Source organism: Klebsiella sp. 1SOBk10mer (assembly GCF_046602535.1).
GTDB classification, from domain to species: domain Bacteria; phylum Pseudomonadota; class Gammaproteobacteria; order Enterobacterales; family Enterobacteriaceae; genus Klebsiella; species Klebsiella quasipneumoniae.
On record NZ_JBKIUP010000022.1, the window covers coordinates 1 to 23948 of the forward strand.

Genomic DNA, 23948 nt, shown 5'->3' on the forward strand with positions numbered 1-23948 from the left:
AAAGTTATGGAGCCACGGTTGATGAGGGCTTTATTGTAGGTGGGCCAGTTGGTGATTTTGAACTTTTGCTTTGCCACGGAACGGTCTGCGTTGTCGGGAAGATGCGTGATCGGATCCTTCAACTCAGCAAAAGTTCGATTTATTCAACAAAGCCGTGCAGGGCTCCAGATTCAGCTCTCTCGCGAACCTCCGCGTTTCATACGCGGTATACGCTGAACCGTTATCCGTCAGCCACTGCACCGCTGTGTCGGGCAACCTGTCGCCGAAGCGCTTTTCCACCGACCTCAGCATCACATCCTGCACGGTCGAACTGTCATAGCCTCCCGTGCTTGCTACCCAGTCTATGGCCTCACGGTCGCAGCAGTCCAGCGCGAACGTTACCCGCAGTTTTTCGCCGTTGTCGCAGCCGAACTCGAAGCCATCTGAACACCAGCGCATATCGCTTTCTGCCACCGCTATCTTGCCCTTATGTTCACGCTTCGGTCGCTCTGGTTTGTGATGCAACAACAACAGGTTATGCTCGCTCATTATCCTGTAAAGCCGTTTGGCATTCACAGGTGGCTGTCCCTCTGTGCGACGTTGCTTGCGCAGGATGCCCCACACGCGTCGATAACCATAACTCGGCATATCGCTGATAATGTTGAGGATAGCCGACAGTATTTCTGCGTCTGCTTCTTCATTACGCCGGTTACAGCGCCTGTCCTGCCAGTCGGCAGAACGGTTAATCCGCAGTGACAGTTGCGCACGCGACACGCCCATGGTCCGACTGACCATGGCTATTCCCCGTCCTTTGGCAACAAGGGCGCGTGCGCTATCCATTTTCGCGACTGACCGTACTCCACGGCTTCTTTCAGGATCTCAACTTCCATCGTCTTCTTGCCCAGAAGGCGCTGAAGCTCCCGGACCTGCTTCAGAGCAGCAGTAAGCTCAGAAGCAGGAACGACTTCCTCTCCAGCCGCAACTGCGGTGAGGCTGCCTTCCTGATATTGCTTCTTCCACTTAAACAGCAGGCTGGGCTGGATACCATGCAGGCGGCCGACATGGGAGACATTCATACCCGGCTCCATCGTCTGCTGGATAATGGCGATCTTCTCCTGAGGAGTTTTACGTTTACGGACTTCTTGCCCTAACAGGATCCCGGTCATCTCAAAATTGGCGTTAGTGTTAGACATATATTCAAGCCTATCTCTTATCTGGAGATACAGCTACTGTCCGGTGTTTCAGGGGGCTACATCAGGCGAAACCATGGAACAAGAATGCATTCCTGAGGAATGTCAGGGCCAGGGTGGCAAATGAAAGAGATTGAGCTGACACCCAAAGCAGAAGAGGATCTGGAGGCCATCTGGGACTTCAGCTAAAGACAGATCGGGGTTGTTCAGGCGGATGCATAGATCGGTCGTATAGCTGCAGTATTTGATGTGCTGGCCATGCATGATATCGGCACGCATTGTGCAGAGCTGGGAGACGATATCTGCACACTGCCGGTAGAACCGGCATACGATCTATTTTGTATCATCACATTCTATGGTTACGGTCATTCGTATTCTCAGCCAGTCTCAGGATACGGCGCGACATGCACCCTGGAGATGACCGGGGAACAGGATTCTCAAACAATATAAGTTAATTGTGAGGTCGACATGACCAAAAAAACATTGTGTATGGACTCTTTCATTATTATTCATTTCGCTTATAAAAAAAACGCTCCCGGACGGGAGCGTAAGCCAGTGACTTCGGCGTCAAATGAGGGTCTGACAAGTGGAGCTGCGGGTTAATTCTGGGTGATCTGGCTGCGATGCTTTTCCGCCTGTTGCTGATGAATAACGGAAGACTGGCCATTATTCGCCTTCTCATGCACAACAGCGGCTTTCTCATGCTCGCTCATTTCGGAAAATGGCTTAGCAGTTTCTTCGGTGTTCTCAGGTTTGGCTTTCATCATTTTTTTATGCATTTCAGCCATGTCCTGATGGGCGGCAGAATTGCCGTTTTGCATCATTTCATGGGACATTGCGGCCTGATCGTGACCGCTCATATCCATCATTTTCATGCTCTCCCCCTGAACTGCACTTTTTTCAGCGGATGATTGCATCTGATGGGCAGGCGCCTGGGCATTATTTACCTGGTCATGCATGTTCATTGTCTCTGCAGCCCAGGCAGATGAAGCGACAGCCATCATGGCAATAAAGGATACAAGGATCTTTTTCATGGTTGGGTCTCCGGTGTTTTCATACCCGAACAATCAATGCTTATAACAGAGAAAGCATTTGATCTCAGGGCTGGTTGATCATCACGCCAGGAATCGGGCGATTGAATTATCACGCTGTCCTGATTTATGGCTGATTATAAAAAACCGCCTCTGTTTATCGCGTGACTGAACGATGACATTTTTGTCACCTTCCGGGTTTCTCCTGAATAACGGTATTAATCCATTAACAGACGCACACTGAACACAATTTCCCGCCCCTGCTGTTCTGCTGACAGCTCGCCGCCGTGAGCATGAATGATCGACCTTGTAATTGATAATCCCAGCCCCGCGCCTTCCGTGTTGTAGAACCTTGATGAGTCTGCGCGATAGAACCGGTCAAACAAACGTTCCAGATTAGCGGGAACCTGGCCGGACATCGTATTCGTAATCATCACGTTCACACAGTCACTGTCACGCTCAATGTGTATCGCTGTACAGGTGTTATCGGGAGAATACTTGATTGCATTGGAAAGCAGGTTACTGAAAGCACGTCGGAGCATATCGCTGTCTCCGGCAACAACGCCCTCTCCTTCAACCGTGATTGTCTTTCCTGTTTCGTCTGCCAGGGGCTCGAACAACTCACGTAATTCATTCAGTTCGGCTGCCAGATCCACATCATGTTTATCCAGCCGCAGCAGACCATGCTCTGAACGTGCCAGAAAAAGCATGTCACTGGTCATTCGTGACAACCTTTTCAGTTCTTCCAGGTTAGCGAATAAAATTTCGCGGTAATGCGAAACATCCCTTTCCTTAGCCAGTGCAAACTGCGTCTGCATCATCAGATTACTGACTGGTGTGCGCAGCTCATGCGCGATGTCAGACGAGAAATCTGACAGTTTCCGGAATGCCCCCTCCAGGCGATCAAACATATTATTGAACTCCTGCATGGTCTCAGAGATTTCCGGCGGAGCCAGATCGGGATTTAGACGCTGATCCAGGCTGTGTACAGTCATGGAGGAAGCCAGACTGGTCATTTCCCGTAACGGTTTCAGACCAATACGTGTGGTCAGCCAGCCCAGAAAAACAGAAATAAAGACCAGACCGATATTGAACCAGAACAGCCAGGTACTGAGTTTGTCCATAAACAGGGTGTGATACCCAGTATCCGTGGCAACCGTAATGATGACATGTTTGCTTTTACCCTGTTCCGGCGTCACGGCAACCCGTCGCGAGATACTGCGGTACACGGTGTTATTTTCTTCCGTCTGGATCATATAGTCGAGAATATCACCCGACTTATTAAGCAGGACCGCTGGAACAACAGAATTTTTGGCATAGAGTTCAACAATTTTTTCATTTTCCATGTTTTTTATAGAAATGAATAAACCATTGTGCCCTACCATCGCATCGTTTATTTTTTCTGATAATGACTTAATATCCGTTTTGTTCCGGAACGTCTCTGTTTTAAGAAACTCTTCGGTGAGCTGAAGTTTACCTGTCAGAAAATCGCGGTCCTGATTATCGAAATAGCCATTAAGGGTGCTAATCAGGATAAAACTTGATAACCACCATACCGTAAGCATCACCGCAGAAAAAATCAGGCTCAGGCGTGTGGTCAGGGAAATTTTGAACCTCACTCTTCTCTGATCTCCAGGACATATCCGACACCGCGAACGGTATGGATCAGTTTTGGCTCAAAGTCATCATCAATTTTACTTCTCAGACGTCTCACGGCGACATCAATCACATTCGTATCACTTTCAAAATTCATGTTCCAGACCAGGGACGAGATAAGACTCCTGGGTAACACTTCTCCGGTGCGTTGCAGCAGCAACTCAAGCAGAACGTATTCTTTACCGGTGAGATGGATCTTCTTCCCCGAACGGATCACGGTCCGGCGCACCATATCAACGGTCATATCGGCGATGGTGCAGACTGTTGCGGCCTGCGAGCGTGCCCGGCGCAGTAGGGTTCTTACACGTGCAACCAGCTCCGTAAAATCAAAGGGCTTAATCAGGTAGTCATCTGCGCCAAGCTCCAGTCCTTTCACTTTGTCCCGCACGTTGTCCTTTGCGGTTAAAAACAGGACCGGTTCTTCGTGCCCGGACTCCCTCAGTGCGCTGATGATTTGCCACCCGTCGAGGAAAGGCAGCATCACGTCCAGTATTATCAAATCATACTGTCCCTTCGACGCGGCCCCAAGACCATCGCGGCCATTATTAAAGAGATCGGCCTGATAGCCTTCCTCAACCAGTCCCTGCTGCAGGTAACGACCTGTTTTTTGTTCGTCTTCAACGATTAAAATACGCTGCATGGTCAACTCGCTGATATGAAAGTAAAAATCTCACGCGTGAGCGTTGGTTGTCCCCTAGCTGACCTGAGACGGAGCAAGCATTCCGAGCCACGCTACGGCGCCCAGAATGATAATCGCAACAACGAATTCTGTCAGGATGCTGTTTCGCATCAGGGCAACGCTGCGATCATAATTCCCTTCCCTGACCATAACTTCAAGCCGGGGACCCAGGTGAAACCGGTTTGCTGCAGCCAGAAGAAGCATCAGAACAAACAGAGCCGTCTTGGCAAGCAATATCCTCCCCCAGGAACTGTTGAATAAGGGAGTTAAGTTACCCTCAGCAATATACAGATAGTTGACCAGCGCACTCAGGATCAGGGCTACAACAATCACCGTTCCTGCCGTGGCAAATTTTGCCAGGGAGTCAGATATCACAATGACGCTCTGTGCATTATGCTCGTTTCTGCGCATCAGCAGGATAGCAAATGCAACCAGAGCACCTGTCCAGGCACCTGCAGCGCCGAGATGGGTCAGATCGCTCAGTAAATGGAGATAGTAATGCAGACCGTCATGCATAACGGCGTGTCCTCCCCAGGCAAGTGTAGCCAGCGCCACGCCCCCACTCATCGTCATCAGCAGGCAGGACAATACTCTCTTATTAGTGTAAAGGAACAAAGCACCGAGTGTGGTAAACAGGGCACAGAGCCTGACAATCCAGCTAATACCCACATCAGTTTCTTCTATCACCATCTCGATAACATGGATGGATAATTCTCTGAGGTCAGTTACTCCACTCATGGCATTAGATACCAGGAGCATATTAATGCCAGTAAGAATGATGCCTGTAACAACAGCAAAGGTTATAAACGACCTGAAATTAGTCAGGTTATAGGTTTCATGTCTGACACCGCTTATTCCATATATCTGAAAAAATGGCAATCCAAATATTACCATCAAATCCAGATAAAGAAGAAAACGAATAACAATCATAATCAGGTCGTTCATAATATTACTTCACTGTAAAGGTGTAATTACCGGTAATAGGGTGCGTATCTGAAGAAACTGCGCGCCAGTCAACACGATAAGTGCCAGCGGGTAAAGGCTCTCGCGGAATAATGACCATCGATTTAGGGTCAGCGCCTGGCGCCACTTTTGCCGCGACCGGCATCGGAGAATGTGATGACATGCCTTTCATACCCGTCATCGTTAATTTTGCACCTGAGAATTTCACGGTCAGATTTTCCGAGAAATTAAGCTGAATCTTTTCCGGGGCCGCTACGGCTGAATCAGCCTGTGGCATAGAGCTTTTTAATTCCGGATGGGCCATAGCAGAGAAAGCAACGCCCATAACGAGGCCACCTGTAAGAATGGCTTTATTTAAAATCGACATTTTATTTACCTGTTTAGTTGAGTGTTTTATATCAGGGCGTTAAAACCAGATTCTGGCTCCCGCCAGGAATACTACCTGATGGTCTTTCTCACCTTCTCTTTTCGCCATATCGGATGTTTTCCCGTAAAGTTGATTCCAGGAAACGCCTATATAGGGTGCAAACTCACGGCGTATTTCATAGCGCAGCCGGAGCCCCAGCTCTGTGTCAGTCAGTCCCCTGCCGCGACCCCGCGATTCATCATCCTGACTGTAGAAATTCACCTCATAGGATGGCTGGAGTATGAGCCGGTTAGTCAGTAAAACGTCGTATTCTCCTCCCAGACGAAGGGCTGCTTTTCCGCCATTACTGACAAAACCCGTAATTTCAGACTCAAAATTATAGAGTGCCAGCCCCTGAAAACCGACAGCAGCCCAGGTCCGGGCAGAAGCAGGTCTGAAATCCTGCCTGACACCCGCAACCAAATCCCACCATGGGCCAACCGCATGTCCCCAGAGTAACTGCGCTTCAGCCGCCTCCGTTTCCCCATTGCTTCGTTCACCTTCACTCTTTAGCCAAATCCGATCTGTGTCGCCTCCAATCCAGCTGTTAACACTCCAGCTGAAATTGTTGGTGTTATCCGACCGTTGCCATTCCAGTTGATCCAGCAGAACCAGATAATTAATCGCACTGTCGTGAATCGCATGCCCCTGTAAATTGCCGAATGCAGCCTTCCGGTCGGCATCGGTAACAGGCGGAATTGGCGTTCTGCTCTCAGTTACAATGGGCTCCATTGACGTCATCTCAGTGAAATTCTCATCTGCTGGCATCTGCATGGCAGACATGTCGTGCCCGGCGTGGGGATCTGTAGAGACGGAGCCCGCCGCAATAGAAAGCTGTGAGGTAAACAAACCGGCGACCAGAACAGGTATGGCCTTCAAATTTCTCTTCATTCGTATCATTCCTCCACCCGGACTTCACGAAACATTCCCATTTCCATGTGATAGAGCAAATGGCAGTGATACGCCCAGCGGCCAAGCGCATCTGCTGTCACTCTGTAACTGCGTTTTGTACCAGGGGGAACATCTATTGTGTGTTTACGAACCATGAAATTACCGTTTTCATCTTCCAGATCGCTCCACATACCATGCAGGTGAATGGGGTGAGTCATCATGGTATCGTTGATCAGCGTGATCCTGAGCCGCTCACCGTATTTCAGCAGCACCGGTGCGGCATCTGAAAACTTGATTCCGTTAAATGACCAGGCAAACTTTTCCATGTGGCCGGTTAAATGCAGTTCTATGGTACGGCCAGGTTCACGTCCGTCAGGATCCTCAAAGCGGCTTTTCAAATCCGCGTACGTGAGAACCTTTCTTCCGTTATTTCGAAGACCAATACCCGGATCATTTAATTTCGGAGAGACGCTCATCGCCTGCATATCAACCAGTGGGTTATCCGTTTCTGACGCAGGATGACTTTGCATACCCGGCATTCCGGCCATCCGGGAATGATCCATACCGGCCATGCTGCTGTGATCCATGGGCGCGGAGGATGTCCCGCTATCCGGAAGGTCAGCACCGTCCATAGACATCATCTCTCCGCTGTTATCCATGCCTCCCATCTGGCTGTGGTCCATTCCTGCCATATCATGTCCCATTCCCCCCATACCCATATCTTCCATGGTCAACAGAGGACGGGGATCGAGGGGGGGAACGGCAGCACTTAACCCCTCTCTCGTGGCCAGTGTCCCTCGAGCGTAACCGGTCCTGTCCATGGATTGTGCGAAGATGGTATAGGCCTCACCCTGAGGCTCCACAATGACATCATAGGTTTCGGCAACGGCAATCCTGAATTCGTCAACGGTAACCGGGTTTACATACTGGCCATCTGCAGCCACGACCGTCATTTTCAGCCCGGGGATACGGATATCGAAATAGGTCATTGCCGAGCCGTTGATAAACCGTAAGCGTATCTTTTCACCGGGACGGAACAGTCCGGTCCAGTTTTTCAGCGGGGCCTGCCCGTTCATGAGATAGGTGTAGGTGTAGCCACTGACATCCGCGAGGTCAGTCGGATTCATTTTCATTTCAGCCCACATTTTCCGATCGGCAATGGTGGCTGACAGCCCCCTGGTATTCACGTCGCGGAAAAAAGAGCCAACGGTTGGTTTATTGAAATTGTAGTAATCCGACTGTTTTTTTAATTTTTTCAGCAGGCTGTGAGGATTTTCATCGGTCCAGTCAGACAACATGACCACATGCTCACGATCGTAAGCAAACGGTTCTGGCTCCCTGGCATCGATGATAATGGCACCGTATACCCCCTCCTGTTCCTGCAGACCGGAATGGCTGTGGTACCAGTAAGTCCCGTTCTGCTTAACCTTAAAGGTGTAAACGTAGGTATCATCAGGCTCTATGCCCATAAAACTCAGCCCCGGAACACCATCCATATTGGCCGGAAGAATAATGCCGTGCCAGTGAATGGACGTCTGTTCATTAAGACGGTTTTTGACCTTCAGGGTAATGGTGTCACCTTCTTTCCAGCGAAGAACGGGCCCCGGCAGGCCTCCATTGATTGTTTTGGCCTGACGCTCACTGCCCGTGATATTGACGGCCGTTTCACCAATGGTCAGGTCAAACTGAGTACCCTGCAGGGATGCGGCAACTGGCAGGCTCAGACTGGAACGCGCATTGAAACTCCATACGCCAAGACTTCCGGCTACGCCAGAGAGGGTTAACCCCTTCAGGAAAGTTCGTCGAGACGTTTTCAACATCATGCGCATTCCCTTATTTAAAGTATGGTTACTGACAGAATTCGAGAACCGATTTAAATTAAATTACTGGTTCATCCACTTACAATGAAATGAATCTAGCACACCTTAAGAAACAAATTCATTACAATCGTGTAATGTACGTGGCTGTATTACATTTACGTCATCTTCCCCACAGGTTGATTTTTTTATATATGATCATAAGGACATCTTTTATGTACCTCAGAAGGTAATTACACATGAATATATTAATCACGACCACTGCGTTTACAGCTTTATTTTGTGGGGCAGCTTTTGCTCAGTCCAGTGATATTGCCCATGAAGCACATCGATTTGTTAATAATGCCTCAGCCGTCAGTCATGTGAACTCCTCGACGCATGAAAACTTACCGGACAGGGTTAATAAAAACAACACGCCCTCATTCTCTGAAATGAATGAACATGAAAGGGCCATTGTTGCTCATTCATTTATGAACAACAGCGCGTCCTATGCGCATCAGAAAATGATTGAGGAACATAAAAAAATGCTGTCCGGCAGTGATGCAAATTCAAAGACCTCGTCTTCTTCTTTTAACGAACTGAATGCCGGAGAAAAAGCCGCTCTCGTGCATGAGCAGGTCAATAATGCCGGTGCGGAAGCACATCAGACGCAGGCAAGAAAGCTTCGCGGGCTGTATTCGACCAGGTAACTGCAGGCGGGTTAGTGCTTAGCGTCAGGTGCGCAGCAGGGCTTTACTGACGGGTTACGTAGCAGGACATGAGCCCCATATTGCTCTGCCGTAACCTGTTTCAGTCCCGTTAATCATCACCGTCGGGCTGGTCATACAGTTCCCAGAGCTTCAGGAGCAAACGGGAAACAAGATATGTTACAAAAATGACGACCATCAACGGTGCTCCCGATTAACTGACAGATGACACGCCTCCTGAAAACCCCTAGCATACGCCGCAGTGTTCATGCTAACGGCGAATTCCAGTAAATGTATTCTACCGATGTCGTAAAAGAAAATGCCTACCTTTCAGCCACCCGCTCGGGGCTGGAATCGAACGAGATCGCTACTCTTCAGCGCTCCTTGCCTTCCCGGTTTAATCTGCGGCATTTGAAAAAAAATGAATCATTAAAACTCGTACTGCAAAAGAAAGCGGGAAAATCACGTGTCGTGGCCTATAAATTTACGTCCGGTTCATTTAATTACACGGCGTATCGTATATCAGATAAAAAGTTCTATAACCTTTCCGATACTTCCGGGAAAGGCAGTCTCGATTATCCGTTACCGGCCACAGCAAGACTCAGTTCGCCTTTCAATCCTGCAAGACTTAACCCGGTATCGGGAAAAGTGAGTCCCCATAATGGCATTGATTATTCCATGCCCATGAACACGAAAATAGTCAGCGTCATCGACGGAAAAATCACCCGGGCCGAATACAACAGTACCATGGGATATTTTGTTGAAGTAACGGGAAAAGCCGGTGTTAAAACTCGCTATCTCCACCTCAATAAAATACTCGTTACTAAAGGGGCCAGGGTTACCCGGGGAGACGCTATTGCGTTATCCGGTAACAGCGGACGTTCATCCGGTCCTCATCTGCATTACGAGCTGGTCATCAATAACAATCCTGTTAACTCACTGGCGTTCCGGGCAGCGGCACCCGCTGATAACAAACTTGAACAGCATGCCTTTGCGCATGCCAGAGACTACGAACGATACCTGGACTGATAACGGGGCCGCGACGCGGCCCCGTCTGCCGGATTAATTTTTTTTATCGTTTTCACTTCCTTGATGTTGATGATCTCCATGCCCTCCGTGGCCGTGGAAAAGATGCATTAGCGGGCAGACCAGCAATAACAGATATGGCCAGTAACCTGCCACATGTGACCAGTGTTCGCGCAGGAGGGCAAATGCCGCAATCGCGGCGACAGCAATAAGCGCATAGGTGGTACTTTTCATACCGGACTCCTTCTGTTAGTAACAGACCCTTCATTCAGGGTTATTTCCCGAGCCTGACACTTTTCAGACGCAACGCATTTGCAATGACGCTAACGGAGGAAAGGGCCATAGCCGCCGCCGCAATAACTGGCGACAGCAGTATTCCATACACAGGATAAAGCAGACCTGCAGCTACAGGCACCCCAAGAGCATTGTAGATAAACGCAAAAAACAGATTCTGCCGGATATTTTTCATGGTGATTTCTGACAGATGACGGGCCCTGTTGAGTATCATCAAATCGCCTTTGAGAAGGGTAACGCCAGCACTTTCTATTGCCACATCTGTACCCGTTCCCATGGCTATACCCACGTCAGCCGCTGCCAGCGCCGGGGCATCATTCACACCGTCTCCGGCCATCGCAACCACATGGCCAGACGCTTTCAGTCGGGTTATCACTGCTTTTTTGCCATCCGGCAGAATCCCGGCTTCAACCTCATCTATTCCCAGTTTCCGTGCGACTGCTTCAGCAGTAAGCTGGTTATCCCCGGTGAGCATAACAATGCGGATCCCCGCCTGACGCAAAGCTTTAAGCGCATCCGGCGTGGTTGCTTTCACGGGATCCGAGATAGCTATCAGGCCTGCAAGGTTCCCGTCTGTGGCCACATAGATAACGGTAGCGCCTTCCATCCGCAACGTATCCGCAACGGCCTTTTGATTATCAATAACGATACTGTTTTCCTGCATAGCCAGTTCATTACCAATAACAACCCGTTGACCTTCGACATCGCCTGAGACACCTTTCCCCGACGGGGCATTGAAATTACTGACGGCAGGTATCACGATCCCCTTTTCATGCGCGGCTCTGACAACAGCCATACCCAACGGATGCTGCGAACCTTTTTCCACTGCAGCTGTTACACGTAAAAGAGATATTTCCCCACCCGGACTGAGACTGATAATCCCTGTCACCGTAGGCGAACCTTCCGTGAGCGTGCCTGTTTTGTCGACAACCAGCGTGTCCACTTTTTCAAGACGCTCAAGGGCTTCGGCATTCTTGATTAACACCCCGGCCTGGGCGCCTTTGCCCACCCCCACCATTATCGACATCGGCGTGGCCAGTCCCAGCGCGCAGGGACAGGCAATAATCAGGACCGACACAGCCGCAATGAGACCGTGCGCCATCCTGGGCTCGGGCCCCCAGACAGACCAGATCAAGAAAGCAACAACCGCGATAAGTATCACCAGAGGAACAAACCAGCCTGAAACGCTGTCTGCCATTCTCTGGATGGGGGCACGCGAACGCTGTGCATCAGCGACCATCTGAACAATTCGTGAGAGCATCGTTTCATCACCGACTTTCTCTGCACGGATGATAAGACTACCTGTCTGATTAATCGTCCCCCCAATGACAGGGTCACCCTTCGTTTTGGTAACCGGCATAGACTCCCCGGTCACCATCGATTCATCAACGGTTGTTTTGCCTTCGATCACGATACCGTCGACCGGAATACTCTCTCCAGGTCTGATGCGGAGCTTATCGCCAGGCAGGACATCTTCCGCATTAATATCCGTTTCATGACCGTCATGATCCAGCCGTCTGGCGGTTTTGGGGGCAAGGTTCAGAAGCGCAGTAATGGCGCCTGAGGTTTGTTCCCGTGCCCGCAGCTCAAGAACCTGTCCCAGCAGAACAAGCACCGTAATAACTGCTGCGGCTTCAAAATAAACGGCCACCAGGCCATCCATGTTTCTGAACGATGCAGGAAACCAGGAGGGGAAGACGGTTGCAATGACGCTGTAAACCCAGGCTACGCCGGTCCCCATTGCAACAAGGGTAAACATATTCAGGGAGCGGTTACGTAACGACATTCCGGCCCGGGCGAAGAATGGCCAGCCACACCACAACACGACAGGGGAGGCCAGAAGCAACTGCAGCCATGTGTTGTACTGTGGCGGTACTGTATTCCTCAAGTCGGGAAACAGATGAGATCCCATTTCGAGTACCAGAACCGGAAACGCCAGCAACAACCCCAGCCAGAAGCGTCTTGTCATGTCGTGAAGTTCATCACTCGGCCCCGTGGATGCCGTAGCTACGAGCGGCTCCAGTGCCATTCCACAGACAGGACAGCTTCCGGGACCACTGCGGCGTATCTCCGGGTGCATCGGACATGTCCACACACCTTCAGAATTCTCTTTTTCCGCCTGGTTGTGAGGCTGTTTTATCTGATCAGGGCTGACTTCGTGATGATCGTGGTGATGGTGATGGGAATGTTCACTGGCATCTTCGGTAAGATAACGATCGGGATGGGCTTTAAATTTACTCTCACAGCTGGCGGAGCAGAAATAAAGTTGGTGGTCCTGGTATCGAATGCTGCTGTGCGCCCTGTCGGGCAGGATGGCCATCCCGCACACGGGATCTCTCACCTTATGCAATACGTGGCCCTCGTCCGGGGATAATGTCTGCTCAGAAGCAGTCTGGTTGTTGTGTTGCACTGCATTGTCATTTTTCACAGTAACTCTCCTTATGCATACCGAAGCATCTTCTGTCTTCAGGGTATGTCATGGATGCGATTACCACGAATATCGCCGGCACAGGAGTGCCTGCTACCGGCGTCCCGTTATCAGCCGTTCCGCTGACTATTCGATTCGCTGGAAGACTTTTTTACTTCCATCCGGTGAGAATGCGATAACATCGTAAGCCTCTTTTCGGGCTCCCATCTCCATTCCAGGACTTCCTGCTGGCATACCGGGGGTGGCGAGACCGTATATACCCGAACCAGACTGCATTGCCTTATGTATCGTTGTCGCAGGCACATGGCCTTCAATGATCAAATTACCGGCAACCGCGGTATGACAACTTCGTAGTCCTGCAGGAACAGCATGCTTTTCTTTCAGGGCTGACAGCGCCTGATCATTCATGACGTGAGTTCGTACTTCAAACCCGTCTTTTTCCATCGCTTTGCCCCACAGGGAACAACAGCCACAGTTTTCAGATTTGTACATATCAATCACTTTTTCACTCGCCATCGCGGGTAGTGAAAGGCCGAGAGCCAGCGCCATTAGAACCACTTTTTTCATACTCACCTCTGTATATTATCGATATAAACCCTGACGTCAGGGTGAATCAGTAAAGAAGGACACCCACAGGGGGTGCCCTTTCAGGTTCAGGACACGCTTTTTTTATGTCTGCGCAGCCAGATTAATTTGTAGGCGGCAGGAATAATGAACAGGGACAGCAGCGGAGCCGTGATCATCCCACCAATCATGGGTGCCGCGATACGGCTCATGACTTCTGAACCTGCACCGGTTCCCCAGAGTATTGGCAGCAGACCCGCAATGATCACCGCCACGGTCATGGCTTTCGGCCGGACACGCAGTACGGCACCATGATAGAGGGCTTCATCAAGGCCTTCCGGTGTGAACGTCTCTTTACGGGACAATTCCGGGTGCGCTTCAATGGCATGACGCAGATACATCAGCATGACCACGCCAAACTCTGCTGCCACCCCGGCCAGGGCGATAAACCCGGTTCCGGTCGCCACTGACATATGGAAGCCCTGCCAGTACAGGAACCATATCCCGCCAACCAGGGCAAACGGCAGGCTCATCAGAATAAGTAAGGCCTCATCAGCCCGGCGGAATGCCAGATATAACAGGATGAAGATGATCATCACCGTCATCGGTACCATCAGTTTTAATTTCTTATTGGCGTGCTCGAGTAATTCAAACTGTCCTGAGAATGCCACACTGGTCCCCGGTCTCAGTTTCACTTTCTCACTGATGGCCGTCTTAATATCGTTCACCACCGACACCATGTCCCTGCCGCGGGCATCAACATAAATCCAGCTGGCTGGCCGGGCATTTTCGGTTTTCAGCATGGTTGGTCCGGAAACGACCTTAATATCGGCAACATCGCCCAGCGTAATTTGCTGCTTCATTGGGGTCAGGATCGGCATCTGTTTCAGCGCCTGCGGACTGTTCCGGTAATCCTGCGGGTAGCGAATGTTAATAGGGTACCGGGCCACCCCTTCAACCGTCTCACCCACCATAGCACCTCCGATTGCTGAAGAGACGAACAGCTGGACATCACCTACCGTCATCCCGTAGCGGGAGGCTTTCTCCCGGTTGATATCGATATCGATGTAGCGCCCGCCCTCAAGTCGCTCAGCCAGGACAGACACCACGCCAGGCACGGTTTTGGCTACCGCCTCGATACTCTGCGCCGTCGCGTCGATATCGGACAGAACAGTCCCGGACACTTTGATACCTATCGGGCTTTTGATCCCGGTTGAGAGCATATCAATACGGTTACGGATAGGCGGCACCCAGAGGTTGGCCAGACCCGGTAAACGGACTGTCCTGTCGAGTTCATCAATAATCTTGTCAATTGTCATGCCGGGACGCCACTGATCCTCAGGTTTGAGCTGGATCGTGGTTTCCACCATTTCGAGCGGCGCGGAATCCGTTGCGGTCTCTGCTTTACCGGTCTTGCCAAATACAGAAGCCACTTCAGGAACGCTTTTGATTAACTTGTCTGTTGTCTGCAGGAGCGCTGCAGCTTCTGCCGGAGAGACGCCAGGCAAGGTCGACGGCATATACAGCAGATCGCCCTCGTTAATCTTCGGCAGAAATTCACCGCCCACCTGACTCAGTGGCCAGATAACCGTGAAAATGGACAAGGCCGCAACCAGCAGGGTTGTTTTTGGCCAGTGGAGGACCCGCAGCAGCAAAGGATGATACGCTTTGATCAGCACCCGGTTCAGGGGGTTACTTGTCTCGGCAGGAATTTTTCCCCGGATCCAGAATCCCATCAGAATAGGAATGACGATGATGGCCAGTGCGGCCGCTCCCGCCATGGAGTACGTTTTCGTGAATGCCAGCGGGCCAAACAGACGACCTTCCTGCCCTTCCAGGGTAAAGATAGGAATAAAGGACAGGGTGATGATCAGCAGGCTAATGAACAACGCGGGTCCCACTTCCACGGAGGCGTCGGTAATCACCTTCCAGCGGGTGGCGTTGTCAATCTGCTCACCCGGATGCTGATGATCCCACTCCTCAAGCCGTTTGTGCGCATTTTCAATCATCACAATGGCGGCATCCACCATCGCACCGACGGCAATCGCTATCCCTCCCAGCGACATGATATTGGCGTTCAGTCCCTGGAAGTGCATGACGATAAAGGCGATACACAGGCCAAGCGGCAGAGAGATAATCGCCACCAGGGCAGAACGTACGTGCCACAGGAACAGAGCACAGACGATGGCCACCACGATAAACTCTTCGAGAAGTTTGGAACTGAGGTTATCAATCGCCCGGTCGATTAACTGGCTGCGATCGTAGGTGGTCACGATTTCAACGCCTTCCGGCAGGCTGGCCTTCAGCGTCTCCAGTTTATCCCTCACTGCCGTGATAACGTCGCGCGCATTTTTACCCGACCGCAGGATCACCACGCCGCCAGCGACTTCTCCCTGGCCGTTCAGCTCGGCAATACCACGCCTCATTTCGGGCCCGGTCTGCACGCGGGCAACATCCCGCAGATAAACCGGCACGCCGTTCTCACCTGTTTTCAGGACGATGTTATTAAAATCATCAATGCTCTGAAGATAACCGCTGGCACGGACCATATACTCCGCTTCGGCCATTTCAACGGATGAGCCACCGGCCTCCTGGTTAGACGATTCAAGTGCCTGTTTCACTTCGGGCAGGCTGATACCGTACTGGGACAGTTTTACCGGATTGACCTGAATCTGGTACTGTTTCACCACGCCGCCAACCGAAGCGACCTCAGCCACGTTCGGGATGGTTTTCAGCTCAAATTTCAGGAACCAGTCCTGCAGAGAGCGCAGTTCTGAAAGGTCGTGTTTTCCGTTGCGATCGACAAGGGCATATTCAAATATCCAGCCCACTCCCGTGGCGTCCGGGCCGATTTCAGAGCTCACACCCGCAGGCAGTTTGCCCTGAACCTGATTCAGGTATTCCAGCACGCGCGAACGGGCCCAGTACAGATCGGTGCCGTCTTCAAAAATGACATACACATACGAATCACCGAACTGTGAAAAGCCACGCACGGTTTTTGCTCCAGGTACGGACAGCATGGTGGTGGTAAGCGGATAGGTGACCTGGTTTTCTACAATCTGCGGGGCCTGTCCGGGATAGCTGGTTTTAATAATGACCTGCACATCTGACAGGTCAGGCAGCGCATCGACCGGCGTGTTAATTATCGTCCATGTGCCCCAGATGCTGAGAAACAGTGCGCCCATCATGACCAGGAAACGGTTGGCGACAGAGCGCCGGATAATCCATTCAATCATCGTCGTCTCCTCAGTGCCCTGAATGCATATTTACAGGCTGCTCAGACATTGCTGGCATACTGTTTTCTGTTTTTTCAGGGTGGCGCATACGTTCCAGCGCGCCCGTAATATTGGCTTCGGAGTCAATGAGGAACAGGCCACTGACCACCACGGTATCGCCTTCATTCAGGCCGGAGCCAATGCCGGACTGTTGCTGTGATTCATGCAGAACGTGGATCTGTTTCGGCACAAACTTGCCTTCATCATCAACAGTAATCACGCGCTGTTCTTTGCCGGTATCGATAACGGCCTGGCTTGGTATCAGCAGCATCTCCTGGCTCTTGGTATTCAGTTTCAGATAGGCATTCATGCCCGGCTTGAGAAACTCATCCTTATTAGAAACCTGGAGACGGACCTGAAGCGTACGGGTTGTCTGATCCACGCTGGGAAGAATGTTCCATTTTTCGACATGGAATGTTTTATCCGGATAAGCCGGTACCGAAATTTCAAACTGCGACGTATCTTTCAGCAGATAGGCGATAGATTCTGGCACTGCAGCGCTGATCCAGACCGGGTCCATCCCCTGAATCTGAGCCACTACTTTATCTTTCGAAATATTCATTCCGGTGCGCAGGTCAAACGCAGTAATGACACCATCAATAGGTGCTTTAATGGTAAAACGGGTCTGGATTGTGCGGGTTGAACGCAGCCTTTGAATATCCTCTTCCGGCATACCAGCCAGACGAAGTCGCTCCAGAACCCCTTTTATCTGGGTTGACGTACCGCCTGTACCGGATAACAGCAGGAACTCACTTTGTGCCTCAACCCATTCAGGAATGGTGATATCGATAAGCGGAGTGCCTTTCTTCACATGATCGCCAATCGTCAGGGGATACACTTTTTCGACGAAACCGTCAGAACGCGCCTGCACAATGACAAACTGATACTCGTTGTAACTGACATTAGCCGGGATTGTCTGGGAATAATTCAGCATTCCTCGCGTAACTTTTTGCGTTTTTAATCCCAGATTCTGAACCTGGGTTGGATCGATACGGATCCCGCCACTGCTTTTATCGCCACTTTCATCAGCATATTTCGGCACCAGGTCCATATCCATAAAGGGAGATTTTCCGGGTTTATCAAATTTGGTATCCGGTTTCATCGGGTCATACCAGAAAAGTACCTTTCGCTCCGGTGCCTTTTGTTCGGTTTGTACTGTTTTTTGTGATGAGTTTACATACTGCCAGGCAGTAACCGATATCAGCCCCCCTGCTATGAGGCTGCTGATAATTATTGCAGCATATTTTATCTTTAAAGAAGCCATACAATTTCTCGCTGAAAAATCAAAACACCTGGCATATGCGCCCGATCATTCATTCACAGTAATCCCTTAATGAATGTTCAGGCGCACTGGATGTATTCGCTCCGGACTGATAATCAGGATTGCGTAACGTTAATGCTTTTGAGTAAGGAGATATTGCCCTGCTGAATAAACGAGAAATCGACATGGTTGCCGGTTTTCAGGGCATTGATAGCGTCGTCTGCATTAACAAAAGTGAAGCGCATGGTCATTGCAGGCCAGCCCACAGCAGGGATTGCTTCGTGCGAAATGGTAATCTTTTTACTATTCATATCAATGTCTTTAACGACACCGGTGCCCTTGATAACCTGCTGTACCGAAGCATCACTGGCAGCATTCATATCGCCATGCTGATGTGTTTCAGCATGAAGACCGGCAGAAAACATGACAGAGAAGGCACCAAATAAAACGGCTTTAAGTGAATTACGCATTTTTAATTTCCTGATTAATTAAATAAATTTACTCTACCCAACCGCCACCCAGCGCGGTAAACAGATTAATTTCGTTAACCTGTCGGGAATAGGTAAGATCGAGAATGGTTTGCTGCGTAGCGAAGAGGGAACGTTCTGCATCCAGCACTTCGATGTAACTGACAGCACCACTTGCGTATAATCCTCTGGCACGCTGGAGAGTTATCTGAAGTGAATCAAGATAACGCTGCTGTGACTCAAGTTGCTGGCTAAGGCTGTCGCGCAGCGCAAGCGTGTCGGAAACATCCTTAAAGGCTGACTGAATTTTTTGTTCGTAATTAACCACCGATTGTTGCTGGCGAATTTCAGCCAGCTTCAGATTGGCTTTATTCCTGCCAGCATTAAAAATAGGAATTTCAATTTTAGGGATAAAATTCCACATTCCACTTCCTGACGTAAACAGGCTTGACAGCTCCGTACTGCTTGCGGAAAGACCACTGGTCAGGGTAATGGAGGGGAAAAAGGCCGCTCGCGCTGCGCCAATATTGGCATCAGCCGCTTTCAGCTGATATTCCGCTTCCATAATATCCGGTCGCTGCAGCAAAATTTGTGAAGATAGATTTGGTGGCAATTTTACTGGTGCGATCTCCCCGCCTTTCATCCCTTTTTCTGACGGAAGTGCGCGGTACGTTCCCAGCACCAGTTGCAGGGCATTGTTTGCCTGAGCCAGATCGCCTTCTCGTTTGGCTATTTCGGCGCGGGTACTTTCGATTTGTCCTCTCGCCTGTTCAAGTGCCAGAACGTTCGTACTCCCGGTCACGAGCTGTTGCTCAACGAAAGCATAGGACTGTTCATAATTTTTCAGCGTTTCCCGCGCAATACGGAGTTGTTCGTACGCCAGTTGCTGGCTGAAATAGCTCTGTGAAACGTTGGAGACCAGCAGGATGTGTACGGCACGACGGGCTTCTTCGCTGGCAAAGTAGTTCTGGCGATCAGCCTCACTCATGTTCTTAAGTTTGCCAAAAAAATCGAGCTCATAGCTGAGCTCCAGACCCGCGTCGTACTCCTGTGTGGTCGGCTTGTCACCTTTCAGACCACCGTTGTATGTGATCCCGGATGAGGCATTCAGTTGGGGATAACGATCTGCATCCGTGACGTTGAACTGGGCCCGGGCCTCTTCAACCTTCAGGGCAGCCATTCTCAAATCACGGTTATTATTCAGGGCTTCACCGATCAGCCTGCTGACCTGGGGATCGACAAAAAAGTTTCGCCAGCCCGTATCCTGATAGCTGTTTACCGCAGGCGTCAGACTGTTTTTAGACAATGAAAACTGCTGGGGAACCGGAGCTGGCGGACGCTGATATTCAGGTGCCAGAGAAACACAACCAGCCAGGATGAATATGGTACTGATGCTGAGTAATTTTAATTTGAACATAACGCTTCTCGTACAGGCAGACCTGGTAAATGGTTCAAACGAAGTCCAGAGTATTGATAGGGATACTTTACCGAACGCTCTCTGTTTGCCGGGTGACAGGATAATGACAATGTTGTCATTTTTGCTGTAATCCGTTGATAACGATCGTGGGCGCAATAAAATGACATTAGCAGCCAGCCGGGGAGCATGATGAAAATATTAATCGTTGAAGACGAAATTAAAACAGGTGAATATCTCAGCAAGGGGCTGACAGAGGCGGGGTTCGTCGTGGATCACGCTGATAATGGTCTGACCGGATATCATCTTGCCATGACAGCCGAGTATGATTTAGTCATCCTGGATATCATGCTGCCTGATGTAAACGGCTGGGATATCATCCGTATGCTGCGCAGTGCCGGAAAGGGGATGCCGGTATTACTGCTGACGGCCCTTGGCACGATTGAACACAGGGTCAAAGGACTTGAGCTGGGTGCGGACGATTATCTGGTGAAGCCCTTTGCGTTTGCTGAACTGCTCGCCCGGGTAAGAACCCTCCTCAGGCGGGGAAACACGATGATCACGGAAAGCCAGCTTAAAGTGGCTGACCTCTCGGTTGATCTCGTATCCAGAAAAGTCAGCCGCGCCGGGAACCGCATTGTGCTCACCAGTAAAGAGTTCAGCTTGCTGGAATTCTTCATTCGCCATCAGGGAGAAGTTCTTCCCCGCTCCCTGATTGCCTCTCAGGTCTGGGACATGAATTTTGACAGCGACACTAACGCGATTGATGTCGCAGTAAAGCGACTCCGCGCTAAAATAGACAACGATTACGGGACAAAACTGATCCAGACAGTGCGGGGCGTGGGCTACATGCTGGAGATCCCGGATGCATAGCAAACCGTCCAGACGACCTTTCTCACTCGCTCTGCGGCTGACCTTTTTTATCAGCCTGTCCACAATACTGGCGTTTATCGCCTTCACCTGGTTTATGCTGCATTCTGTTGAAAAGCATTTTGCCGAGCAGGATGTCAGCGATCTGCAACAAATCAGCACCACACTGAGCCGTATACTCCAGTCCCCGGCAGATCCGGATGAAAAAAAAGTAAGCAAAATAAAGGAATCAATTGCCAGCTACCGCAACGTTGCCCTTTTGCTCCTCAATCCCAGGGGTGAAGTGCTCTTTAGCTCAGCTCAGGGGGCGGCACTACGCCCGGCAGTGAATTCAGCAGATTTTAGCGAGCACAGCCGCGCACGGGATGTCTTTCTCTGGACGGTGGAGGATCCTGCGGGACCGATGGATACCGGGTCCGGAATGAAGATGGAAACATACAGGATTATCGCCTCCTCTGGTCAGGCGATATTTCAGGGCAAACAGCAGAACTATGTCATGCTGACTGGCCTATCCATTAATTTCCATCTCCATTACCTCGATGCGCTGAAAAAGAACCTGATTGCGATTGCCGTCGTGATAAGCCTGTTGATTGTTCTGATCATTCGAATCGCTGTCCGTCAGGGGCACCTGCCCCTTCGTAATGTCAGCAATGCCATTAAAAACATCACCTCCGAGAATCTTGATGCGCGACTGGAACCGACACGCGTTCCCATTGAGCTGGAGCAACTGGTTATCTCGTTCAATCATATGATTGGAAAGATTGAGGATGTCTTTACCCGCCAGGCCAATTTCTCTGCCGATATCGCGCATGAGATCAGAACGCCCATCACCAATCTGGTGACGCAGACTGAAATCGCACTGAGTCAGGATCGAACACAGAGGGAACTTGAGGATGTCCTCTATTCCAGTCTTGAAGAGTATAACCGGATGACCAAAATGGTCAGCGATATGCTGTTCCTGGCACAGGCGGACAATAACCAGCTTATACCTGACAGGGTCCGTTTTGACCTCAAAGCGGAAGTCATGAAAGTCTTCGAGTTTTTCGAAGCCTGGGCCGAAGAACGCAATATCACGCTCAAATTTAACGGGATGCCCTGCCTGGTTGAGGGAGATCCACAAATGTTCAGAAGGGCGATCAATAATCTGTTATCCAATGCCCTGCGTTATACCCCGGAGGGACAGGCAATCACCGTCTCAATAAGAGAGCAGGAGAGCTTTTTTGACCTTGTGATTGAAAATCCGGGGAAACCGATCCCTGAAGAACATTTATCAAGGCTGTTTGACCGTTTTTATCGGGTGGATCCATCCAGACAACGCAAAGGAGAAGGCAGCGGCATCGGCCTTGCGATTGTGAAGTCAATCGTGGAAGCACATCACGGAAGAGTGCAGGTGGAATCAGACGTACGCTCCACGCGTTTTATCTTATCCGTGCCCAGACTGGAGAAAATGATCCCGGAAACCCAATGCTGAAAATAAAGATGTAAATGACAAAGATGTCATTAGCCTGTCATGCAGCAAACAGAAGCCATTCGATATAATTAGTGCAACTTATCAGGAAGGCTGGATTGCTTCATCAATACCCGGCGTCAGAGTACGCCAGGAAATGAATATCCAGCCCTCTTCCGGAGAAATAAACGCTGCCGAACTTGTTTCAGTTATGGAACTGAAAACACCGGTTGTACTTCCCCGGACATCACTAATTCAGAAATGGAGAGTTATCATGAAAAATATCGTATTAGCATCTTTGCTGGGCTTTGGTTTAATTTCATCGGCCTGGGCCACTGAAACCGTGAATATCCATGATCGCGTCAACAATGCACAGGCTCCTGCTCACCAGATGCAGTCTGCTGCGGCTCCTGTCGGGATCCAGGGGACTGCTCCTCGTATGACCGGTATGGACCAGCATGAACAGGCCATTATTGCTCATGAGACCATGACGAACGGCTCGGCGGATGCGCACCAGAAAATGGTGGAAAGTCATCAGAAGATGATGGGAAATAACACGGTATCCACGACCGTCCCGTCAACGTCTTACGCGGCGATGAATGAGCATGAAAGAGCAGCGGTTGCCCATGAATTCATGAATAACGGGCAATCCGGCCCACATCAGGCCATGGCCGAAGCGCACCGCCGCATGATCAATGCAGGCTGAATGCGACGGTAGTATCCGTGCTGTTACCTTTTCCCTGATAGATTTTCCTGAAACAACGTTGCTACATTTTTGCCCCCCGTCAGGGGGCTTTTTTGTCTGACTCAGCTACACTTAACCGGTACCTGTCTGAAAGGAATTATTATATGAAAATCAAAAACACCCTTTTTGTAATATTAATGTTATCCCTGCCAGCCATTTCTGCTGAACATTCGGAAATGAAAATGTCAGATATGCACTCATCGGCATCATCACAGGAATATATGGCTGGCATGAAAAATATGCATGAAAAAATGATGGCCGCCGTTAATGAATCCAATCCCGATAAGGCCTTTGCAAAAGGTATGATCGCACACCATGAAGGGGCAATCGCAATGGCTGAGACCGAGCTCAAATACGGAAAAGATCCCGAAATGAGAAAGCTTGCGCAGGACATCATTAAAGCTCAAAAAGGTGAAATTGAGCAGATGAATAAATGGCTTGACAGTAATAAATAATGAACACTGGAGTGTTGTCTTGCGCACCATCTTAGGGTACCCCCGGACACGAAAATATATAGCACTTAACTAATTAAAAACCCGAATAATTTCGGGTTTTTAATGTAACTTTCTTTTCTGAACGGAAATAATAGTCATACAATTTAATTTTCTTGTAATTACTCCTACTTTTAATCAGGTACTGGACGATGGATAACGGCTCCCGCCTGAGAGGGAAAATCCGTCTGGTTACCTGGCGCTATACTTAACCGATTGATCGACATGCCATGCTGGTAAAATATTAAAATCCTCCCGGCTTTGTTGAATAAATCGAACTTTTGCTGAGTTGAAGGATCAGATCACGCATCCTCCCGACAACACAGACCATTCCGTGGCAAAGCAAAAGTTCAGAATCACCAACTGGT

Annotated in this window: 21 protein-coding genes and 4 pseudogenes; 9 read left to right on the top strand and 16 right to left on the bottom strand. The window is 50.0% G+C overall.

Annotated elements, in window-relative coordinates; all coding sequences use genetic code 11:
• A pseudogene (locus ACLH1I_RS25355) lies at positions 1-122 on the bottom strand (IS5/IS1182 family transposase); the annotation flags it as partial.
• Positions 123-153: 31 nt separating this feature from the next.
• Positions 154-1145 (bottom strand): annotated as a pseudogene (locus tag ACLH1I_RS25360) (IS3 family transposase); the annotation flags it as partial.
• 126 nt (positions 1146-1271) lie between these two features.
• Between ACLH1I_RS25360 and ACLH1I_RS25365 the strand changes: the two are divergent.
• Positions 1272-1355, top strand: a pseudogene (locus ACLH1I_RS25365) (type II toxin-antitoxin system RelE/ParE family toxin); the annotation flags it as partial.
• Positions 1356-1427: 72 nt separating this feature from the next.
• Positions 1428-1590 (top strand): annotated as a pseudogene (locus tag ACLH1I_RS25370) (type II toxin-antitoxin system RelE/ParE family toxin).
• Positions 1591-1768: 178 nt separating this feature from the next.
• On the opposite strand, the gene ACLH1I_RS25375 reads toward ACLH1I_RS25370, so the two are convergent.
• From ACLH1I_RS25375 to pcoA, 7 genes are all read right to left on the bottom strand, one after another.
• Positions 1769-2203 (bottom strand): hypothetical protein, encoded by a 435-nt coding sequence (locus tag ACLH1I_RS25375; protein ID WP_048298741.1) that lies wholly within the window; start codon positions 2201-2203, stop codon positions 1769-1771.
• 215 nt (positions 2204-2418) lie between these two features.
• Entirely contained in the window at positions 2419-3819 is a 1401-nt protein-coding gene (gene pcoS, locus ACLH1I_RS25380; protein WP_004152084.1) for a copper resistance membrane spanning protein PcoS, read from the bottom strand.
• Positions 3816-4496: a copper response regulator transcription factor PcoR gene (pcoR, locus tag ACLH1I_RS25385; RefSeq protein ID WP_009309896.1), complete on the bottom strand. Its 681-nt coding sequence runs from the start codon at positions 4494-4496 to the stop codon at positions 3816-3818. The genes pcoS and pcoR overlap by 4 nt, the downstream gene beginning before the upstream one ends.
• 54 nt (positions 4497-4550) lie before the next feature.
• Positions 4551-5429 (bottom strand): copper resistance inner membrane protein PcoD, encoded by an 879-nt coding sequence (pcoD, locus tag ACLH1I_RS25390; RefSeq protein WP_229692861.1) that lies wholly within the window; start codon positions 5427-5429, stop codon positions 4551-4553.
• A gap of 55 nt (positions 5430-5484) precedes the next feature.
• Entirely contained in the window at positions 5485-5865 is a 381-nt protein-coding gene (pcoC, locus tag ACLH1I_RS25395) for a copper resistance system metallochaperone PcoC (protein ID WP_040221028.1), read from the bottom strand.
• Positions 5866-5904: 39 nt separating this feature from the next.
• On the bottom strand, positions 5905-6795 hold the full coding sequence (gene pcoB, locus ACLH1I_RS25400; RefSeq protein WP_130943622.1) for a copper resistance outer membrane transporter PcoB: 891 nt from the start codon (positions 6793-6795) through the stop codon (positions 5905-5907).
• 5 nt (positions 6796-6800) lie between these two features.
• Positions 6801-8618: a multicopper oxidase PcoA gene (gene pcoA, locus ACLH1I_RS25405; protein WP_048298742.1), complete on the bottom strand. Its 1818-nt coding sequence runs from the start codon at positions 8616-8618 to the stop codon at positions 6801-6803.
• A gap of 233 nt (positions 8619-8851) precedes the next feature.
• Between pcoA and ACLH1I_RS25410 the strand changes: the two genes are divergently transcribed.
• Entirely contained in the window at positions 8852-9301 is a 450-nt protein-coding gene (locus tag ACLH1I_RS25410; protein ID WP_001023257.1) for a copper resistance protein, read from the top strand.
• A gap of 288 nt (positions 9302-9589) precedes the next feature.
• Positions 9590-10327: a peptidoglycan DD-metalloendopeptidase family protein gene (locus tag ACLH1I_RS25415; RefSeq protein WP_004118669.1), complete on the top strand. Its 738-nt coding sequence runs from the start codon at positions 9590-9592 to the stop codon at positions 10325-10327.
• A 33-nt stretch (positions 10328-10360) separates the two neighbouring features.
• Here the strand turns inward: ACLH1I_RS25415 and ACLH1I_RS25420 are convergent, their stop codons facing one another.
• From ACLH1I_RS25420 to silC, 7 genes are all read right to left on the bottom strand, one after another.
• Complete coding sequence (locus ACLH1I_RS25420) at positions 10361-10558, bottom strand: DUF2933 domain-containing protein (RefSeq protein ID WP_000843497.1); 198 nt, start codon at positions 10556-10558, stop codon at positions 10361-10363.
• A 40-nt stretch (positions 10559-10598) separates the two neighbouring features.
• Positions 10599-13046: an Ag(+)-translocating P-type ATPase SilP gene (silP, locus tag ACLH1I_RS25425; RefSeq protein ID WP_004098955.1), complete on the bottom strand. Its 2448-nt coding sequence runs from the start codon at positions 13044-13046 to the stop codon at positions 10599-10601.
• Between the two features lie 126 nt (positions 13047-13172).
• Positions 13173-13613, bottom strand: a complete 441-nt coding sequence (locus ACLH1I_RS25430) for a DUF411 domain-containing protein (protein ID WP_008322815.1) — start codon at positions 13611-13613, stop codon at positions 13173-13175.
• 86 nt (positions 13614-13699) lie between these two features.
• Positions 13700-16846 carry a Cu(+)/Ag(+) efflux RND transporter permease subunit SilA gene (gene silA / locus ACLH1I_RS25435; protein WP_048298744.1) on the bottom strand — a complete coding sequence of 1049 codons (3147 nt, stop codon included), beginning with the start codon at positions 16844-16846 and terminating at the stop codon, positions 13700-13702.
• A 10-nt stretch (positions 16847-16856) separates the two neighbouring features.
• Entirely contained in the window at positions 16857-18149 is a 1293-nt protein-coding gene (silB, locus tag ACLH1I_RS25440; RefSeq protein WP_001485328.1) for a Cu(+)/Ag(+) efflux RND transporter periplasmic adaptor subunit SilB, read from the bottom strand.
• A 113-nt stretch (positions 18150-18262) separates the two neighbouring features.
• Positions 18263-18616, bottom strand: coding sequence for a cation efflux system protein CusF (gene cusF / locus ACLH1I_RS25445; protein ID WP_001246153.1), 354 nt, complete (start codon positions 18614-18616; stop codon positions 18263-18265).
• A 28-nt stretch (positions 18617-18644) separates the two neighbouring features.
• Positions 18645-20030 carry a Cu(+)/Ag(+) efflux RND transporter outer membrane channel SilC gene (gene silC, locus ACLH1I_RS25450; protein WP_000475512.1) on the bottom strand — a complete coding sequence of 462 codons (1386 nt, stop codon included), beginning with the start codon at positions 20028-20030 and terminating at the stop codon, positions 18645-18647.
• Positions 20031-20219: 189 nt separating this feature from the next.
• Here silC and silR point away from each other — a divergent pair, with 189 nt between their 5' ends.
• From silR to ACLH1I_RS25475, 5 genes are all read left to right on the top strand, one after another.
• On the top strand, positions 20220-20900 hold the full coding sequence (gene silR / locus ACLH1I_RS25455) for a copper/silver response regulator transcription factor SilR (RefSeq protein ID WP_001572351.1): 681 nt from the start codon (positions 20220-20222) through the stop codon (positions 20898-20900).
• Positions 20893-22368, top strand: a complete 1476-nt coding sequence (silS, locus tag ACLH1I_RS25460) for a copper/silver sensor histidine kinase SilS (RefSeq protein ID WP_049014823.1) — start codon at positions 20893-20895, stop codon at positions 22366-22368. The genes silR and silS overlap by 8 nt, the downstream gene beginning before the upstream one ends.
• 250 nt (positions 22369-22618) lie before the next feature.
• Entirely contained in the window at positions 22619-23050 is a 432-nt protein-coding gene (gene silE / locus ACLH1I_RS25465; protein ID WP_000790483.1) for a silver-binding protein SilE, read from the top strand.
• Positions 23051-23193: 143 nt separating this feature from the next.
• Positions 23194-23544 (top strand): DUF305 domain-containing protein, encoded by a 351-nt coding sequence (locus tag ACLH1I_RS25470; RefSeq protein WP_003032889.1) that lies wholly within the window; start codon positions 23194-23196, stop codon positions 23542-23544.
• 325 nt (positions 23545-23869) lie between these two features.
• The coding region (locus ACLH1I_RS25475; protein WP_223602321.1) for a hypothetical protein at positions 23870-23948 on the top strand (79 nt) is incomplete at its 3' end.

Bases quoted from the DNA above. Each gene is read 5' to 3' on its own strand.
- ACLH1I_RS25375 (WP_048298741.1), bottom strand. From the start codon at position 2,203: ATGAAAAAGATCCTTGTATCCTTTATTGCCATGATGGCTGTCGCTTCA.
- pcoR (WP_009309896.1), bottom strand. From the start codon at position 4,496: ATGCAGCGTATTTTAATCGTTGAAGACGAACAAAAAACAGGTCGTTAC.
- pcoD (WP_229692861.1), bottom strand. From the start codon at position 5,429: ATGGTAATATTTGGATTGCCATTTTTTCAGATATATGGAATAAGCGGT.
- pcoC (WP_040221028.1), bottom strand. From the start codon at position 5,865: ATGTCGATTTTAAATAAAGCCATTCTTACAGGTGGCCTCGTTATGGGC.
- pcoB (WP_130943622.1), bottom strand. From the start codon at position 6,795: ATGAAGAGAAATTTGAAGGCCATACCTGTTCTGGTCGCCGGTTTGTTT.
- pcoA (WP_048298742.1), bottom strand. From the start codon at position 8,618: ATGATGTTGAAAACGTCTCGACGAACTTTCCTGAAGGGGTTAACCCTC.
- ACLH1I_RS25410 (WP_001023257.1), top strand. From the start codon at position 8,852: ATGAATATATTAATCACGACCACTGCGTTTACAGCTTTATTTTGTGGG.
- ACLH1I_RS25415 (WP_004118669.1), top strand. From the start codon at position 9,590: ATGTATTCTACCGATGTCGTAAAAGAAAATGCCTACCTTTCAGCCACC.
- ACLH1I_RS25420 (WP_000843497.1), bottom strand. From the start codon at position 10,558: ATGAAAAGTACCACCTATGCGCTTATTGCTGTCGCCGCGATTGCGGCA.
- ACLH1I_RS25430 (WP_008322815.1), bottom strand. From the start codon at position 13,613: ATGAAAAAAGTGGTTCTAATGGCGCTGGCTCTCGGCCTTTCACTACCC.
- silA (WP_048298744.1), bottom strand. From the start codon at position 16,846: ATGATTGAATGGATTATCCGGCGCTCTGTCGCCAACCGTTTCCTGGTC.
- silB (WP_001485328.1), bottom strand. From the start codon at position 18,149: ATGGCTTCTTTAAAGATAAAATATGCTGCAATAATTATCAGCAGCCTC.
- cusF (WP_001246153.1), bottom strand. From the start codon at position 18,616: ATGCGTAATTCACTTAAAGCCGTTTTATTTGGTGCCTTCTCTGTCATG.
- silC (WP_000475512.1), bottom strand. From the start codon at position 20,030: ATGTTCAAATTAAAATTACTCAGCATCAGTACCATATTCATCCTGGCT.
- silR (WP_001572351.1), top strand. From the start codon at position 20,220: ATGAAAATATTAATCGTTGAAGACGAAATTAAAACAGGTGAATATCTC.
- silS (WP_049014823.1), top strand. From the start codon at position 20,893: ATGCATAGCAAACCGTCCAGACGACCTTTCTCACTCGCTCTGCGGCTG.
- silE (WP_000790483.1), top strand. From the start codon at position 22,619: ATGAAAAATATCGTATTAGCATCTTTGCTGGGCTTTGGTTTAATTTCA.
- ACLH1I_RS25470 (WP_003032889.1), top strand. From the start codon at position 23,194: ATGAAAATCAAAAACACCCTTTTTGTAATATTAATGTTATCCCTGCCA.